Here is a 16,990-nt window from a genome sequence, read left to right as displayed (position 1 = left end):
AGCAACGCCGTTTCCAAGGGATGCCCATGAACCGATCGTTCGCGACCTCCTCGCTCTGGATCCTCGCCGCCACCGCGGTGCTCGTCCTGGCGCTCGTGCCCTTCGATCCGGCGATCTCGCAGCGCGCCCAGGGCCTTCCCGGCGCCATCATGACCTTCAACCGGCGCATCACGGATTTCGGCACCTTCGCCTGGATGATCTACGGTTCCGGCTTCCTCGTCATCCTGGCCTATGTCCTGCACCGGGTCAGCCGGAACGAGACACTGGCCGGCCGGACAAAAACCGCTTGGCGGCTGCCGCTCTATTTCTTCCTGACCATCGGCGCGACGAGCGCGCTCGTCCATCTCGTCAAGCTCCTGGTCGGCCGGGCCCGGCCGGAGCTTTTTGCCGAACACGGAGCCTACAGCCTGACGCCGTTCGCCTATGACGATCTCTATTCCAGCTTCCCCTCGGGCCATTCGGCGGCCGTCGGCGCGTTCTTCGGCGCCTTCTCCATGCTGGCGCCGCGGCTGCGCCCGCTCTTCCTCGTCAGCGCCCTGACGATCGGCGTGTCGCGCGTCATCGTCGGCGCGCACTATCCCAGCGACGTCGCCGCCGGCCTGCTGCTCGGCCTCTGGACGGCGATCGCCACCGCTTTCCTCTTCGCCCGCAGGGACTGGCTCTTCCGCTTCGACGCGCGCGGCTGGCCGCTGCCGAAATCCATGCTTGCGGCAAGATGAAACCCGGCCCGTGTCGCCACGAGCCGGGTCCGCCAGGGATACATCGGAAGGGAAGGATCAATCCATGGCGTGGATGTCGCGGTCCTTCGTTTCCGGCAGGAACAGAAGGCCGATGACCAGCGTGATGCCCGCAAAGATGATCGGATACCAGAGGCCGTAGTAGATATCGCCCTGGGCCGCGCTCATCGCGAAGGCCGTCGCCGGAAGCAGGCCGCCGAACCAGCCGTTGCCGATATGATAGGGCAGCGACATGCCGGTATAGCGGATGCGGGTCGGGAAGAGCTCGACCAGGAGGGCGGCGATCGGACCGTAGACCATCGTGACATAGATCACGAGGACGGTCAGCACGGCGATGATAAGGGTCCAGTTCACGTTCGCCGGATCGGCGACCATGGTGAAGGCACCGCCGCCGGCGATCGTGTAGACGGCCATGTCGGTGACGCCGGCGGCCTCCTCGGCCGTCAGCAGCTTGCCCGCGACGAGATCGGCCGCCGGCATGGTGGCCTTCTCGCCGGCGCGGATGGCGGCGGCATCGAGGGCGAGTTCCGGATTGGCCGCGACGAAGGCGTCGAGCTTGGCGTCCACGACCTTGGCCGCAGCGCGGACCAGCGGATAGCCCGCGTCATGGAGCGCGACGTTCGTCTGCTTCTGGAAGGCGGCGTCGAGCGCCTTGGCCTGGTCGCCGGCAGCCGTCGCGTCATAGCTGGCGATCGTCTGCTCGCCGATCTTCACCGTCGCGGCCGTGCCGGCGGGCGCCGTGGTGACGACGTCGTAGGGCACGGAGTTGCGGGTCAGGAACGAGGTCGCGATGTCGCAGGACGTGGTGAACTTCGCCGTGCCCGTCGGGTTGAACTGGAACTTGCAGTCCCCGGGGGCGGCGGCGACGGTCGCGCGGACCGTTTCCTGCGCCTCTGCCAGCGCCGGATTGCCGGCCCAGGTAAGCGCCTTGAACAGCGGGAAATAGGTCAGCATGGCGAGCAGGAGGCCGGCCATGATGATCGGCTTGCGGCCGATCTTGTCCGACAGCCAGCCGAAGAAGACGAAGAAGCCGGTGCCGATGAGCAGCGAGGCCGCGACCATCAGGTTCGCCGACTGGCCGTCGACCTTCAGCACGCCCGTCAGGAAGAACAGCGCGTAGAACTGGCCGGAATACCAGACGACGGCCTGGCCGACGACGGCGCCGAACAGCGCGAGCAGCGCGATCTTGGCGTTGCGCCACTGGCCGAAGGCCTCCGTCAGCGGGGCCTTGGAGCCCTTGCCCTCTTCCTTCATCTTCGCGAAGGCCGGCGATTCGTTCATCTTCAGGCGGATCCAGACGGAGACGCCGAGCAGCACGGCCGAGAGCAGGAACGGAACGCGCCATCCCCATTCGGCAAAGGCTTCCTTGCCGAGCATGAACTGCACCGCGAGGATGACCACCAGCGACAGGAACAGGCCGAGCGTCGCCGTCGTCTGGATCCACGAGGTGAAGTAGCCGCGCTTGCCGTCCGGCGCGTGCTCGGCGACATAGGTCGCAGCGCCGCCATATTCGCCGCCGAGCGCCAGGCCCTGCAGCATGCGCAGGAGGATCAGGATGATCGGGGCGGCGATGCCGATGGTGGCGGCACCGGGCAGGAGGCCGACGACGAAGGTCGAGAAGCCCATGATCAGGATGGTGACGAGGAAGGTGTATTTGCGGCCGACGAGATCGCCGAGGCGGCCGAACACCAGCGCGCCGAACGGGCGGACCAGGAAGCCGGCGGCAAACGCGAGCAGCGCGAAGATGTTGCGCGTCGTCTCCGGATACTGGCTGAAGAAGGTGGCGCCGATATAGATCGCCAGCGAACCGTAAAGATAGAAATCATACCACTCGAAGACGGTGCCGAGCGAGGAGGCGAAAATCACCTTCTTCTGCTCGCCCGTCATGGGCGCCGACTTGACGGTGCCCACGGTCGAAACATTTGCCATTTCATTGTCCTCCACAAAAACGGCGTAGCGGGCGGCCCCATGAAATCCGGAATCTCTCCCTAAAACCCCGGACGGGGCGCGCCTGATGGAAGGATGGCAGAAAACCAAACGCCGCATCAGCGCTGCTTTGGGCTTATGACTTTCGGCTTAGGCCTTAAGTCGGGCGCGGCCGCCGCCGCTCAAACGCCCTATCCGCCAGGCAAGGCTTGACTCTTCGGCAGATGAGCGTATGCAGCACGCACGCAAGGGAACCGACATGAACCGCTTTGGACAGTCCATCGCCCGCATGATCGCTCCGGCCTTCACCGCCGGACGGGTTCGTCATTGCGTATCGATTTCCAAAACAATGGCCAAAACGACGACGAAAACCGTCTGACGTCTCTGGCCACCGCTCTCTCCCCGGTACGGCCGGGGACCGAAACCCGCGCCATGGCCGACGGGTTTCCCTCCTGACCCCGCGGAGAGACAGAGAAAGAGAGCTTTAGACATGGGTTTCAAGATCGCAGTCGCCGGCGCGACCGGCAATGTCGGCCGCGAAATGCTGAACATCCTTTCCGAGCGCGGTTTCCCGGCCGACGAGGTCGTGGCGCTCGCCTCCGCCCGCTCGCAAGGCACCGAGGTCTCCTTCGGCGACAGGACGCTGAAGGTGCAGAACCTCGAGAACTACGATTTCTCCGACACGGATATCTGCCTGATGTCGGCCGGCGGCACGGTATCGCAGAAGTGGTCGCCGAAGATCGGCGCGCAGGGTTGCGTCGTCATCGACAATTCCTCGGCCTGGCGCTACGACGCCGACGTACCGCTGATCGTTCCGGAAGTGAATCCCGATGCCATCACCCAGTTCACTCGCAAGAACATCATCGCCAATCCGAATTGCTCGACCGCCCAGCTCGTCGTCGCGCTGAAGCCGCTGCATGACCGCGCCACCATCAAGCGCGTCGTCGTGTCGACCTACCAGTCCGTCTCCGGTGCCGGCAAGGACGGCATGGACGAGCTGTTCAACCAGACCCGCGCCGTCTTCGTCGCCGATCCGATCGAATCGAAGAAGTTCACCAAGCGCATCGCCTTCAACGTCATCCCGCACATCGACAGCTTCATGGAAGACGGCTACACGAAGGAAGAGTGGAAGGTCCTCGCCGAGACCAAGAAGATGCTCGACCCGAAGATCAAGGTAACCTGCACGGCCGTGCGCGTTCCCGTCTTCATCGGCCATTCCGAATCGGTCAACATCGAGTTCGAGAAGGAAATCACCGCGGACGAAGCGCGCGACATCCTGCGCGATGCGCCGGGCTGCCAGGTCATCGACAAGCACGAGAACGGCGGCTACATCACGCCGTATGAATCGGCCGGCGAAGACGCCACCTACATCTCGCGCATCCGCGAGGACGCGACGGTCGAGAACGGCCTCAACATGTGGGTCGTCTCCGACAACCTGCGCAAGGGTGCCGCCCTCAATGCCATCCAGATCGCCGAACTCCTGGTCTCGCGCGGCCTGATCAAGGCGAAGAAGCAGGCCGCCTGACGGCGCAAGGCGGAGCGCTCGCCCTCTTTCGGGAAAATTGGCAACGCTCCCTTAATCAATTTTAAATAAAAGCCCCGGTTGTTCCGTCTGAGAACAATCGGGACTTCGCTTTGAAGCGGCGCCCGGCGGCATCGCCGGGACGGTTCACGGCAAGGTGCGGTGACAGGAACAGCGGAGGCATGGCATGCTCCCGCAGCGGAATTGACGAGATCACGGGGTTTTTCATGGGCATGACAAAGAGCGTGGCCAAGGTGCTGGCCGCAATGATCGCCATGGCGGCGGTGCCGGCCGTGGCCGAAGCGGCCAAGTGCGGCAACGACGGGGGCGGTTTTCCGGCCTGGGTGGAGGCATTCAAGGACGAGGCGACCGGCCGCGGCATCAGCCGCGGAACGCTCGACAAGGCCTTCGCCAATGTCAGCTATGCCCGCGCCACGATCCGCGCCGACCGCGGCCAGAAGAGCTTCAAGCTCTCGCTGGAGCAGTTCATGCAGAAGCGCGGCGGCCAGACGATCATCCGCCGCGGCAAGAGCCTGAAGAAGCAGAATGCCGCGCTGTTCGACCGTATCGAGGCCCGCTACGGCGTGCCCGCCGGCCCGCTGCTCGCCATCTGGGGCATGGAAACCGGCTTCGGCGGCTTCCTCGGCAAGGAACACACGATCTCGGCCGTGGCGACGCTCGCCTATGACTGCCGCCGGTCCGACTATTTCACGAACCAGCTCTACGCCACGCTGCAGCTCGTGCAGAAGGGTGTCCTTTCGACCTCGGCCCGCGGCGCGGCGCATGGCGAGATCGGCCAGACGCAGTTCCTGCCGGCCAACGTCCTGAAATACGGCGTCGACGGCGACGGCAACGGCCGCATCGACCTCGTCGGCTCGAAGGCCGACGCGCTCGCCTCCACCGCCAACTTCCTGCGCGGCCACGGCTGGAGCGCCGGCGGCGGCTACCAGCCGGGCCAGGCCAATTTCGGCGCATTGCAGGGCTGGAACGCGGCGAGCGTCTACCAGCGCGCGATCGCCATCATCGGCGCGGAAATCGACGGCGACTGATCGGCGATTCTTTGCCCATCCTCGGGTCAAGCGCGAGGATGGCGCTGGAGAGTGAGACAAAACTATCGGAAAACCGAAGCCCGGCCAGGTCCCCTGGCCGGGTTTTCGTTATGCGCCCGGGCGCAGGAAATCGCCGGTCTTGGCGTCCATGATCCACAATTCGCCGGACGAGATATCGAACCAGGCGCCGTGCAGCTGCAGGCGGCCCTTTTCCTCGAGGATGCGCACGCAGGGGAACGTGCGCAGGTTGGCCAGCGAATTGCGGATGGAGACGCGTTCCAGCGCGCGCTGGCGCTCACCGCGCGTCAGGATCTCCGCGCCCTGGATCTGCTCGGCGACCGGCTTCAGCATGGCCATCCACCTGCCGATGAAATCGCCCGGCGACAGCGGCTCGGCATCCGGATCGAGCGCGGCGGAAATGCCGCCGCAGCGGCCGTGCCCCATCACCACGATGTCGCTGACCTTCAGCGACTGCACGGCGAATTCCAGCGCCGCCGAGGTCGCATGGAAATTGCTGTCCGGCTCGTAGGGCGGCACGAGATTGGCGACGTTGCGCACGACGAAAAGCTCGCCGGGACCGCTGTCGAAGATCGTCTCCGGCGCGGCACGGGAATCGCAACAGGCGATCACCAGCGTCTTGGGTTTCTGCCCGGTTTCGGCGAGCGCCCGGTAGCGGGCCGACTGCTCTGCATAGCGGCCGGACATGAAGTTGCGGTAGCCATTCAAAAGACGATCGGGAAAGCGGTTCATGGTGTCAAAATACCCCCGTGAGCGATCTGCCCCGCATAAATCACTCCGAAGGGCGAGGCGCAAGGCCGGATCGTTCAGGATCGCCGCGGCTGGGCCGGATGCACGAGCCGGCGCATATGCACCATCGCCATGGGCGTGGAAATGCTGGAGGCGTCCTGCTCCAGCGTCAATTCGTCGGCGCCGCGCTTGGCGGTGCGCGCGACGATCTCGAAGACGCTGGCGGTCGCCATCATCAGGGCGCGCTCCTCCGGCAGGCCTTCCATGATCCGCGAGAGGAAGACGGCGGCCAGGAGGTCCCCCGTGCCGTTCGGCGGGTTCGGCACCAGCCGGTGCTCCGCCAGCAGCGCATGGCGCCCGGAGAGATAGAGATTGCCGGTGCTTCCCGCCATCAGCGCCAGGGAGGAGGTAACGAGCATGCGGGCCGGCCCGAGCGACAGCGCCGCCTCCAGGATCGCCCCGTTGGTCTCGAGCGGCGCGCCGGCAAGCCAGGCAAGCTCGAACCGGTTGGGCGTGGCGATCGAGGCGAGCGGGACCAGCGCATCGCGGATCGCCACTGCCGTGTCCTCCGGTACGTAGAGGCCGCGCTCGTCGCCGCAGACCGGGTCGCACATGTAGAGAAGATCGGGATTTTCCGCCCGCAGCGCCGCGACGAGCCGCGCCACCGAATGCGCCTGGGCCGCACTGCCGAGATAACCCGAGAGCACCGCCTTGACCTCGCCGCGCCAGGGCGCGCGGATGAGGTCGGAGACCACCGCGTCGAAATCCTCGGCGGAGATCGTCACCCGCGTCGAACGCCCGCGACCGGGATGCCAGGGCAGGATGACCGTCGGCAGCGCCCAGACCGGGTGGCCGAGCGTCTCGAGCGCGAAGACGGCAGCCCGGTTGCCCACCGTGCCGCGCACCACATGGCTCGAAATCACGATGACCGTGCCCTTGTCGCTCTCGTTCATGACCGGCTCCCTGCCTTTGTCCGAGTGATGACAAGGGGGGCATTTCCTGTCAACGCCCACCGCTTTTCCGACTACGGGCCGGAAAGTCCAGGAATACGGCCTCAGCCGGTTTCGGGCTGCTTTTCGACGAAAAAACACGATTTTCAGGGCAAAACGACAGTAAAACTGACCTATCTTGGACAAAATCGATTGAATTTTCTCACGATTCCACAAATTTCGTCGCGTGCATTTTTTCTTCTGCTAACGTCCGGCCGATCGGATTCGAGGGAGAATTCCATGGGTGCCAGGACCAACGTGAAACGAGAAAAACACATCGAGGCCGCAAAGGCCGCAGCCGCAGCCCTCGGCGCAAAGACGCTGAACCCGGATATCCTCTTCGGGCGCGCCAGCAAGGACGACATCGAGCACTATACGGGCGAGATGCTGGCCGCGGCCGCCGCCCATGCCATGGCCGAGATCGAAGCCTGGGACGGCAGCGGGCCGCGCATCACGGTTGCCACGCTCGCCGACGTGCGCCCGCAGGGCCAGCCGGTCTCGGTTCTCTCCGTCACCGATCGCAACCAGCCGTTCCTCTACGATTCGGTGATGGGCGAGGTCACGAGCACGCATCGCGACATCCACCTGGCGATCCACCCCATCCTTGTCGTGGCCCCCGGCGAAACGCCGAAACTCTTCTCGCCGGACGAGGACAGCGACCCGGCTCAGCGGGTCAGCCATATCGAGATCCACCTGTCCGAACTGGCGCCGAACGAGGCCACCGCGCTTGCCCAGCGGATCGGGACCGTGCTCGACCAGGTGCATCTGGCGGTCGACGACTGGCCGTCCATGGTGGAGAAGCTCGACAGCGCCATGGCCGACATGGAGCGCTATGCCAAGGACAAGCCGGGCAAGGACGAGACGCTCGCCTTCCTTCACTGGCTGCGCGGCAACAACTTCACCTTCCTGGGCATGCGCGAATACAGCTATTCCGGCAAGGGCGAGGCGGCGACCGTGGAGCGCGGCGGCGAGGGCCTCGGCATCCTGTCCGATCCGGACGTGCGCGTGCTGCGCCTCGGTAAGGACGCCGTGACGACGACGCCGGAAATCCTCGAATTCCTCGAAGGCCCTGATTTCCTGATCGTCACCAAGGCCAATGTGAAGTCCCTCGTGCACCGCCGGGCCTATATGGACTATGTCGGCCTCAAGCGCTTCGACGCGAAGGGCAGGGTGATCGGCGAACTGCGCATCGTCGGCCTCTTCACCTCGACGGCCTATACCCACGCCGCCGGCCAGATCCCGCTGCTGCGCTCCAAGGTGGCCGCGGTCATCGAGCATTTCGGCTACGACCCGAAGAGCCATTCCGGCAAGATGCTGATCAACACGCTGGAATCCTATCCGCGCGACGATCTCTTCCAGATCGACACCGGCCTGCTCGCCACCTTCTGCGAGCAGATCAACGAACTGTCCGACCGGCCGCGCATCCGCGTCCTGCCGCGCATCGACCGCTTCGACCGCTTCGTCTCGGTCATCGTCTACGTGCCGCGCGAGCAGTACGATTCGGACGTGCGCGAGAAGATCGGCAGCTATCTGAAGTCGGTCTATGACGGCCGCGTCTCGGCCTATTACCCGGCCTTCCCGGAAGGCGGCCTTGCCCGCGTGCACTTCATCATCGGCCGCTCCGGCGGCAAGACGCCGCGTATTGCGCAGGGCAAGCTCGAACAGGCGGTGCGCGAGATCGCCACCCGCTGGACCGACCGCTTCGAGGCGCTTTCCAACGCCGACGGCGTGCGGCTCGTCGCCGACCACAGCTACCAGGAGGACTTCTCCCCCGCCGAGGCCCATGCGGACCTTGCCCTCATCACCACGGCGACGCCCGAAAACCCGATCAGCATCGCCTTCTATCGCAAGGCCTCGAACACGGATCACGCCTCCGTCGAACTGAAGATCTTCCATGCGGGCGAGCCCGTTTCGCTGTCGCGGCGCGTGCCGCTTCTGGAGAATCTCGGCTTCAACGTCATCAGCGAGCAGACGCACGACCTGGCGCTTGCCGGCCTCGACGGCAGCGAGCGGCGCGTCATCCTGCATGACATGGAGCTGCGGCAGCGCGACGGCATCGAGATCAACCTCGCCAAGCTGAGCCCGATGCTGGAGGAGGCGTTCCTCGCCGCCTGGCACGGCGAGGTGGACGACGACGCGCTGAACCGCCTCGTTCTCACCGGCGGCCTCGCCGCCCGCCAAATCATGGCGCTGCGCACCTATTCGCGCTACCTGCGCCAGACGGGCATCGCCTATTCGCAGGGCTATATCGCCGATACGCTCAACAAGTATCCGCTTATCGCCGCGAACCTCTTCCGCCTGTTCAAGACCCGCCTCGACCCGAAGCTTTCCGAGCGCCAGCGCGAGAAGAAATCGGCGGATGTGGCGGCCGCGATCGAGGCAGCGCTGGCCGATGTGCCGAGCCTCGACGAGGACCGTATCCTGCGCCGCTACGTCAACGCCATCGAGGCGACGCTGCGCACCAACTATTTCCAGCACGACGCGGACGGCAAGCCGCGTAAAACGCTGGCGATCAAGCTCGATCCGAAAGCCCTGGACGGCCTGCCGGAACCGCGGCCCTTCCGCGAGATCTTCGTCTACGGCGCCGAGGTCGAGGGCGTGCACCTGCGCTTCGGCAAGGTCGCCCGCGGGGGCCTGCGCTGGTCCGACCGCGCGCAGGACTACCGCACGGAAGTGCTCGGCCTCGTCAAGGCCCAGCAGGTCAAGAACTCGGTCATCGTGCCCGTCGGCGCCAAGGGCGGCTTCTACCCGAAGCAGCTTCCCGTCGGCGGCAGCCGCGACGCGGTCTTCAAGGCCGGCGCCGAGGCCTACAAGACCTATATCCGCACGCTGCTCTCCGTCACCGACAACATCGTCGGCCAAGACGTCGTGCCGCCGGCCGATACGGTGCGCCTCGACGGGGACGACCCCTATTTCGTCGTCGCCGCCGACAAGGGCACGGCAACCTTCTCCGACACGGCGAACGGCCTGGCGCAGGAGGCCGGCTTCTGGCTCGACGACGCCTTCGCCTCTGGCGGCTCGGCCGGCTACGACCACAAGAAGATGGGCATCACCGCCCGCGGCGCCTGGGAAACCGTAAAACGCCACTTCCGCGAGATGAACATCGACATCCAGAAGACGGCCTTCACCGTCGCCGGCGTCGGCGACATGTCGGGCGACGTCTTCGGCAACGGCATGCTGCTGTCGCGAAAGATCCGGCTCCTCGCCGCCTTCGACCATCGCGACATCTTCATCGATCCGAACCCGGATACCGATGCGTCCTTCGCCGAGCGGCGGCGCATGTTCAACCTGCCGCGCTCCAGCTGGCAGGACTATGACCGTTCGGTCCTGTCCAAGGGCGCGATGATCATCCCGCGCACGGAGAAATCCGTGACGCTGACGCCGGAGGCCATGGCCGTGATCGGCATCGACAAGGCCAAGGCGACGCCCTTCGAGATCATGACGGCGATCCTGAAGGCGCCGGTCGACCTCCTGTGGTTCGGCGGCATCGGCACCTATATCCGCGGCCAGAACGAGACGGACGCGGAGGTGGGCGACCGCGCCAACGACCCGATCCGCATCGTCGCCGACGACGTGCGCGCCAAGGTGATCGGCGAGGGCGCGAACCTCGGCGTCACCCAGCGCGGCCGCATCGCCTTCGGCCTCAAGGGCGGGCGCTGCAATTCCGACGCCATCGACAACTCGGCCGGCGTGAATTCGTCCGACGTCGAGGTCAACATCAAGATCGCGCTCGCCGCCGCCATGCGCGACGACCGGCTGCCGCGCGCCAAGCGCAACGTGCTGCTCGCCTCGATGACCGACGAGGTCGGCCATCTCGTGCTGCGCAACAACTACCTGCAATCGCTCGCGATCTCGCTGACGGAGCGGCAGGGCGCGGCCAACCGCGCACCGCTGACCCGCCTGATGGACCGCTTCGAGGCTGCCGGCCAGCTCAACCGCAAGGTCGAGACGCTGCCCGACGACCGCGCCATGGCCGAGCGCTACCAGGCCGGCAAGCCGCTGACGCGGCCGGAGATCGGCGTGCTGCTCTCCTATGCCAAGCTGGTGCTGTTCGACGAGCTCATCCACACCGACCTGCCGGACGAGCCCTATTTCGAACCGACGCTGATGGGCTACTTCCCGGCAAAGATGCAGAAGGCCTATGCCGACGACATCCGCGCCCATCGCCTGCGCCGCGAGATCATCGCGACGATCCTTGCCAACGAGGTGATCAACCGCGGCGGCCCGGCCTTCGTCAACACGCTGACGGACGGCACCGGCTTCGGCCCCGCCAATGCGGTGAAGGCCGCCGTCATCGCCCGCGACGGCTACGGCCTCGCCGCGCTCTATGCCGGCGTCGACGCCCTGGACAACCAGGTCTCCGGTTCGGTGCAGAACGAGCTCTACGAGGAGATCGGCCGCATCTATGCCGCCGTCACCAGCCTGCTCCTGACCACCGGGGCCGTGTCGGGCCCGATGAGCGAGGCCGTGCACAAGCTCAAGCAGGCGCTGAAGCAGCTGCGCCCGCAGCTTTCCACCCTCATCTCCGAACAGGCCGGCGACGAGGCCCGTCGCAAGGCCCATGCCTACGAGGACGAGGGCGTGCCGACGGAACTGGCGGAGGAGATCGCCACGCTCTCCATGCTGACCTTCGTGCCGGAGGTCATGCTGATCGCCGGGGCGACGGGCGACACGCTCGGCAAGACGGCGCAGACCTTCGCCGGCATCAGCGCGACGCTCAATATCGGCCGGCTGCTTTCGTCGGCGAGCCGCATCCCGACCGGCGATCTCTACGAGGCGCTCGCCCTGCAGCGCAGCCTCACCGACATCGCCAATGCCCGCCGCGATCTTGCCACCGCGGTGCTGACGCGCCACAAGGGCGACAAGGCGCCGCTCGCCGCCTGGCAGCTGGGCGACCGCGAGCGTCTCGCCCGCGTCACCGCCAATCTCTCGGCCCTGACGGAAGCGGGCGAGGCCACGCTCGCCAAGGTCAGCGTCGCCGCCGGCGTCCTGAGCGACCTCGCCCAGGATCGGGCACAGTAGGGCACCGCCTCCACCGCAGCCGCCTCGCGCGGCTGCGGCTCGCCGCACCCGTTGAACGCCGCCACCGGCAAATGCTAGCTTCCCGCCGAACCGGCGTGAAAACCCGCCGCAGCGATTCGAGAAGCGGGGGCGGGCGTGGCGGAAGCGGCAAAAGGGCGGACGGACCGTCTCGGCATAGCGGGCTGGATGCTGTTCGACTGGGCGGCGCAACCCTTCTTCACGGTCATCACCACCTTCATCTTCGGCCCCTATCTGGTCTCGCGCCTCACCGAAGACCACGCGGCAGGGCAGGCGGCCTGGAGCTACACGCTCACCATCGCCGGCATCGCCATCGCGCTGCTCGCGCCCGTCATGGGCTCCATCGCCGACGCCTCCGGCGCGCGAAAACCCTGGATCGCCGCCTTCGCCGCCGTCAAGATCCTGGCGCTCCTCGCCCTCTGGCAGGCCGCGCCCGGCAGCAGCCTCGTCTTCGCCATGGCGATGATCGTGCTCGCCACCGTGGCGGCGGAATTCTCCATCGTCTTCAACGATTCGATGATGCCGCGCCTCGTCAGCCCGGCGGATACCGGTCGCATCTCCAACATCGCCTGGGGCCTCGGCTATCTCGGCGGCATGATCGTGCTGATCGCGGTCGTCGCGCTGCTGGCCGCAAATCCCGAGACCGGCCGCACCGCGATCGGCATTGTCCCACTCTTCGGCCTCGACGCGGCCGCGGGCGAGGATGCGCGCATCACCGGGCCGATCTCGGCGCTCTGGTATCTCGTCTTCATCCTGCCGATGTTCCTCTTCACGCCGGACCAGGGCCGCGGACTACCTATCAAGGCCGCCGTGCGGGCGGGCCTTGCCGATCTTTCCGTCACGCTGCGCGACCTGCGCAGGAAGCCCGGCATCCTGCGCTTCCTGATTGCCCGGATGCTCTACCAGGACGGGGTCAACGGGCTTCTGGCGCTCGGCGGCACCTTCGCCGCCGGCATGTTCGCCTGGCAGACCTTCGAACTCGGCATCTACGGCATCATCCTCAACGTGGTAGCGATCGGCGGCTGCCTCTATGCCAGCCGCATGGACAGGCGCCTCGGTTCGAAGACCGTCGTGGTGGCGAGCCTCGTCTGCCTGACGCTCGCCACCATCGGCATCGTCTCGACCGGTCCCGGCTTCACGCTGTTCGGCCTCGTGCCGCTGCCGATAGAAGATTCCGGCGGCCTGTTCGGCACCGCGGCGGAAAAGGCCTATATCCTCTACGGCCTCCTGATCGGCATCGCCTTCGGCCCCGTCCAGGCCTCCGCCCGCTCCTATCTCGCAAGAAGCATCCATCCTGACGAGGCGGGCCGGTATTTCGGTCTCTACGCCCTGTCCGGCCGCGCCACGTCCTTCCTCGCGCCGCTCTCCGTCGCGCTCGTCACCACCGCGACCGGCTCCGCCCGCCTCGGCATGATGGCGCTCATCGCCTTCCTCCTCGCCGGCTTCCTGCTCCTGCTGCGCACGCCCTATCCGGCGGCGAAAGTCGATGCCTGAAACGCGAAACGCCCCGTGAACGGGGCGTTTCCAGCCGGCGAAGAATCCGGCTAACTTTATTTCGGCGACCGAAAATCTAATGGCGGAAATGGCGCATACCGGTGAAGACCATGGCAACGCCCGCCTCGTCGGCCGCGGCAATGACTTCCGCATCGCGCATCGAGCCGCCCGGCTGTATCACCGCCGTGGCGCCCGCGGCGATCGCCGAGAGCAGGCCGTCGGCGAAGGGCAGGAAGGCTTCCGACGCGACGGCGGAGCCGCGCGTCAGCGGCTCGGCAAGGCCCATGGCCCTGGCCGCTTCCTCGGCCTTCAGGCCGGCGATGCGGGCGGAATCGACGCGGCTCATCTGGCCGGCGCCGATGCCGGCCGTCTGGCCGTCCTTGGCATAGACCACCGCATTCGACTTGACGTGCTTGGCGACCTTGAAGGCGAACTTCATGTCGACCAGTTCCTGCACGGTCGGCGCACGCTTGGTCACGACCTTCAGTTCGAGGTCCTCGACCATGCCGTTGTCGCGGCTCTGCACGAGGAGGCCGCCCGACACCGTCTTGGCGGAAAGGCCCGGCAGGCGCGGATCGGGCAGGGCGCCCGTCACCAGCAGGCGCAGGTTCGGCTTGCCGGCGATGATGGCGCGCGCCTTCTCGTCCGCGTCCGGCGCGATGATGACCTCGGTGAAGAGCTTGACGATCTCCTCCGCCGTCTCGCCGTCCAGCACCGTGTTGAGCGCGATGATGCCGCCGAAGGCGGAGACCGGATCGCAGGCGAGCGCCCGCGCATAGGCATCCTTCAGCGTCCTGCCGGTGGCGACGCCGCAAGGATTGGCGTGCTTGATGATCGCGCAGGCCGGGCCGTTCTCCGGCAGGAACTCGGCGACGAGTTCGAAGGCGGCGTCGGTATCGTTGATATTGTTGTAGGAAAGCTGCTTGCCCTGCAGCAGCGTGGCGGTCGCCACGCCCGGGCGGTTCTCGCCGGTGACATAGAAGCCCGCCTTCTGGTGCGGGTTCTCGCCGTAGCGCATCTCTTCCTTCAGCACGCCGCCGAGCACGCGGTGGCGCGGCATGGATATATCGAGCGCTTCGGCGAACCAGTTGGAGATCGCCGCGTCATAGGCGGCGGTGCGGGCATAGGCTTTCGCCGCCATGCGCTGGCGGAAGGCGTAGGAGGTCGAACCGTCGGCAAGTTCCTCCAGCAGCGCGGCATAATCGGCGGGATCGGTGACGATGGTCACATAGGCGTGGTTCTTGGCCGAGGCGCGGATCATCGCCGGGCCGCCGATATCGATGTTCTCGACCGTCGTCGGATAATCGCCGCCCTTGGCGCGCACCTCCTCGAACGGATAGAGGTTGATGACGGCGATGTCGATCGCGTCGATGCCGTGCGCCTTCATCGCCTCGACATGCTCCGCATCGTCGCGGATCGCCAGCAGGCCGCCATGCACGGTGGGATGCAGCGTCTTCACGCGGCCATCCATGATTTCCGGAAAGCCGGTGACCTCGGAAACGTCGGTCACGTCGAGCCCGGCATCGCTGAGCGCCTTGTGCGTGCCGCCGGTCGAGAGCAGCCGCACGCCCTTTTGCGCAAGGGCACGGGCAAGATCGACGATGCCGGCCTTGTCGGAGACGGACAGGAGGGCCGTGCGCGGGGCGACACGATCGGGGGCGGGGATTTTCTTGGAAATGACGGCCATGGGGCGCTCCGTTCTGACGGCCCGGAAGGGCGGGCCGGATGGTCATGCGCCCCGTTATCACAGGCCCGGCCGCGAGAAAACCGCCAAACGCCCGGAATTCTCAGCGCTGCCGCACCAGGGACCACTGAACTTCGGCCACCTCGGCAAGCGGCATGGTCAGCGTGAGCTGGCGCGAGACCCTAACGCCGGAGGGATCGGCGAAGAAGACGTCCTCCTCCTCCTCCACCGTAACGTCGACGCAGGTCAGCGCCCAGGCCTCGCCATCCGGCGCGATCAGCCGCATCTCGTTGGAAGAGACCCGGTAGAGCTGGATCGTCGGATGGATGTGAAAGCGCACGACCGCCGTGCTCCTGCCTATTGCCCCGACGGGATCGGCGGGCTTGTAGAAACGCTCCCGGCCGCGGATTTCGGCGCCCGTCGCCGCGACGAGAATGTCCCGCTCGTAGAGCAGGCCGAAGCGCTTGAGATAGCCGTCATGGGTTGCCGTCACGCTGTCGGCGCCCGACGGCCGCTCGGTCCGCGACACCTCCACCCTGCCGACGCCGCCGACGACGATGGGCCCGAGGAAGCGGGAGGTGGAGACGGGCGAGGAGGAGGTATCGTCGAGCGTGGCCACGGAATGGGCTGCGGTGGTGCGAGACAGCTGCCTGAGCGCCTCGCCGGCAAAGCGCGGGCGTCCGGAATTGACGATGAAGCGGTTCCTGCCCGAGGACATCTCGATGGAAAGCGCGCCGGCGGCGGCCGTCGCCGAAAGATCGACCGATTTCGGCACGCCCGTATCCATCAGCACGACCGTCTCCTTGACGGCCAGGCGATCGTACCGGCTCTGCGGGAGCGCCTTGAAAGGCGCGCCGCCGGTCTCGTCGTAGCGCAGCACCGACATCAATTCGTTGGCGAGCGTATAGCTCGCGCCGTTGAACAGCGCGAGCTCGCCGCCCTGGTGGCGGAAGAAGCGCAGCGCCGGAAAGATGCGGTCGATGGAGGGGATGAGCTGCACAGGCATGTCGTGGCCGAGATTGACATAGGTCTGGCGCAGCGGCAGCAGGTCGAGCAGCACATCGAGCGCAGCCCGGGGATTGCGCGAGGAATGGCCGCCATCGGGCAGGATCTGCCGGTCGAGTTCCTCATCGAGATGGCGGGCGGCCTTGCGCATGCGCGAGGCCGAGGCCGGCATGGCGATGGAGGCCATGGCGAGCGCGATGCGGACCCTCAGCCGCGGCTCGCCGTCGCGCGTCGTATCGGCGACATGGCGCAGATAGCGCACCTGGAAGGCCAGGCTCTTGAGGAAGCGGCGATAGAAGGGGTAGTCGGCATCCTTCAGGACGACCGGCGAATGGGAGAGCCAGGCGATGATGCGCTGGGCGGCGACGTCCGGCCGCCAGGCGAGGCCGCCGATGACGCGCCCATGGCTCTGCAGCCAGTCGTCCACCACGAAACGGGCGGTGTGGGCGGCCTTTTCCGGATCGACCAGCCGCATATGCCGCAGCCAGCCGAAGGAATGCAGGCGCACGGCAAACTCTTCGGAGGGAAGCTCCAGCGCGAAGGGGGATTCGCCCTCGCATTCGAGAATCCGCCCGGCCAACGGAAAGCGCCCGGCGAGGATTTCTTCTCCGGCAAACGAATCGGCGGGGTGAAGGTCGGTCGGCGCGACGACCAGCCGGTCCGGCGTGCCGCCGGAAAAGCGCATGGCACTGATTCGCCCGAGCGCGAGCCTCCGCGAAAACCGGCGCCAACCCTCACGCATATACAGATAGAGAAGCCGCTGCCTGTCGGAAAGCTGCATGGTTAACGAATGCCTC

At 66.4% G+C, this 16,990-nt stretch carries 10 protein-coding genes; 5 read left to right on the top strand and 5 right to left on the bottom strand.

Annotated features, from left to right (window positions below; translation table 11 throughout):
- Window positions 1-26: 26 nt before the first annotated feature.
- A complete protein-coding gene (locus AB3G45_RS26395; protein ID WP_367833346.1) occupies window positions 27-719 on the top strand; it encodes a phosphatase PAP2 family protein in 693 nt (230 codons plus the stop codon).
- A gap of 57 nt (window positions 720-776) precedes the next feature.
- On the opposite strand, the gene AB3G45_RS26390 is transcribed toward AB3G45_RS26395, so the two are convergent.
- Window positions 777-2,666 carry an MFS transporter gene (locus AB3G45_RS26390; protein WP_367833345.1) on the bottom strand — a complete coding sequence of 630 codons (1,890 nt, stop codon included), beginning with the start codon at window positions 2,664-2,666 and terminating at the stop codon, window positions 777-779.
- 487 nt (window positions 2,667-3,153) lie between these two features.
- Between AB3G45_RS26390 and AB3G45_RS26385 the strand changes: the two genes are divergently transcribed.
- Both AB3G45_RS26385 and AB3G45_RS26380 read left to right on the top strand, forming a co-directional pair.
- Complete coding sequence (locus AB3G45_RS26385; RefSeq protein WP_367833344.1) at window positions 3,154-4,188, top strand: aspartate-semialdehyde dehydrogenase; 1,035 nt, start codon at window positions 3,154-3,156, stop codon at window positions 4,186-4,188.
- A gap of 224 nt (window positions 4,189-4,412) precedes the next feature.
- Complete coding sequence (locus tag AB3G45_RS26380) at window positions 4,413-5,234, top strand: lytic transglycosylase domain-containing protein (RefSeq protein WP_367833343.1); 822 nt, start codon at window positions 4,413-4,415, stop codon at window positions 5,232-5,234.
- A gap of 108 nt (window positions 5,235-5,342) precedes the next feature.
- On the opposite strand, the gene AB3G45_RS26375 is transcribed toward AB3G45_RS26380, so the two are convergent.
- Together AB3G45_RS26375 and pdxY are read right to left on the bottom strand one after the other, a co-directional pair.
- Window positions 5,343-5,984 (bottom strand): carbonic anhydrase, encoded by a 642-nt coding sequence (locus tag AB3G45_RS26375; RefSeq protein WP_367833342.1) that lies wholly within the window; start codon window positions 5,982-5,984, stop codon window positions 5,343-5,345.
- Between the two features lie 74 nt (window positions 5,985-6,058).
- A complete protein-coding gene (pdxY, locus tag AB3G45_RS26370; RefSeq protein WP_367833341.1) occupies window positions 6,059-6,934 on the bottom strand; it encodes a pyridoxal kinase PdxY in 876 nt (291 codons plus the stop codon).
- A gap of 276 nt (window positions 6,935-7,210) precedes the next feature.
- Here pdxY and AB3G45_RS26365 point away from each other — a divergent pair, with 276 nt between their 5' ends.
- Both AB3G45_RS26365 and AB3G45_RS26360 read left to right on the top strand, forming a co-directional pair.
- Window positions 7,211-11,992 (top strand): NAD-glutamate dehydrogenase, encoded by a 4,782-nt coding sequence (locus tag AB3G45_RS26365; protein ID WP_367833340.1) that lies wholly within the window; start codon window positions 7,211-7,213, stop codon window positions 11,990-11,992.
- A 186-nt stretch (window positions 11,993-12,178) separates the two neighbouring features.
- Window positions 12,179-13,504, top strand: coding sequence for an MFS transporter (locus AB3G45_RS26360; protein WP_367833681.1), 1,326 nt, complete (start codon window positions 12,179-12,181; stop codon window positions 13,502-13,504).
- A gap of 76 nt (window positions 13,505-13,580) precedes the next feature.
- Here AB3G45_RS26360 and purH read toward each other — a convergent pair whose 3' ends face one another.
- Window positions 13,581-15,191, bottom strand: a complete 1,611-nt coding sequence (gene purH, locus AB3G45_RS26355) for a bifunctional phosphoribosylaminoimidazolecarboxamide formyltransferase/IMP cyclohydrolase (RefSeq protein ID WP_367833339.1) — start codon at window positions 15,189-15,191, stop codon at window positions 13,581-13,583.
- A gap of 100 nt (window positions 15,192-15,291) precedes the next feature.
- On the bottom strand, window positions 15,292-16,974 hold the full coding sequence (locus AB3G45_RS26350) for a heparinase II/III family protein (protein ID WP_367833338.1): 1,683 nt from the start codon (window positions 16,972-16,974) through the stop codon (window positions 15,292-15,294).
- Window positions 16,975-16,990: the final 16 nt, after the last annotated feature.

The organism is Shinella sp. S4-D37 (assembly GCF_040812195.1).
Classification (GTDB): domain Bacteria; phylum Pseudomonadota; class Alphaproteobacteria; order Rhizobiales; family Rhizobiaceae; genus Shinella.
This window is presented reverse-complemented; position numbering and strand designations above follow the sequence as displayed.

Bases quoted from the DNA above. Each gene is read 5' to 3' on its own strand.
- AB3G45_RS26365 (WP_367833340.1), top strand. From the start codon at position 7,211: ATGGGTGCCAGGACCAACGTGAAACGAGAAAAACACATCGAGGCCGCA.
- purH (WP_367833339.1), bottom strand. From the start codon at position 15,191: ATGGCCGTCATTTCCAAGAAAATCCCCGCCCCCGATCGTGTCGCCCCG.
- AB3G45_RS26360 (WP_367833681.1), top strand. From the start codon at position 12,179: ATGCTGTTCGACTGGGCGGCGCAACCCTTCTTCACGGTCATCACCACC.
- AB3G45_RS26375 (WP_367833342.1), bottom strand. From the start codon at position 5,984: ATGAACCGCTTTCCCGATCGTCTTTTGAATGGCTACCGCAACTTCATG.
- AB3G45_RS26395 (WP_367833346.1), top strand. From the start codon at position 27: ATGAACCGATCGTTCGCGACCTCCTCGCTCTGGATCCTCGCCGCCACC.
- AB3G45_RS26350 (WP_367833338.1), bottom strand. From the start codon at position 16,974: ATGCAGCTTTCCGACAGGCAGCGGCTTCTCTATCTGTATATGCGTGAG.
- pdxY (WP_367833341.1), bottom strand. From the start codon at position 6,934: ATGAACGAGAGCGACAAGGGCACGGTCATCGTGATTTCGAGCCATGTG.
- AB3G45_RS26385 (WP_367833344.1), top strand. From the start codon at position 3,154: ATGGGTTTCAAGATCGCAGTCGCCGGCGCGACCGGCAATGTCGGCCGC.
- AB3G45_RS26380 (WP_367833343.1), top strand. From the start codon at position 4,413: ATGGGCATGACAAAGAGCGTGGCCAAGGTGCTGGCCGCAATGATCGCC.
- AB3G45_RS26390 (WP_367833345.1), bottom strand. From the start codon at position 2,666: ATGGCAAATGTTTCGACCGTGGGCACCGTCAAGTCGGCGCCCATGACG.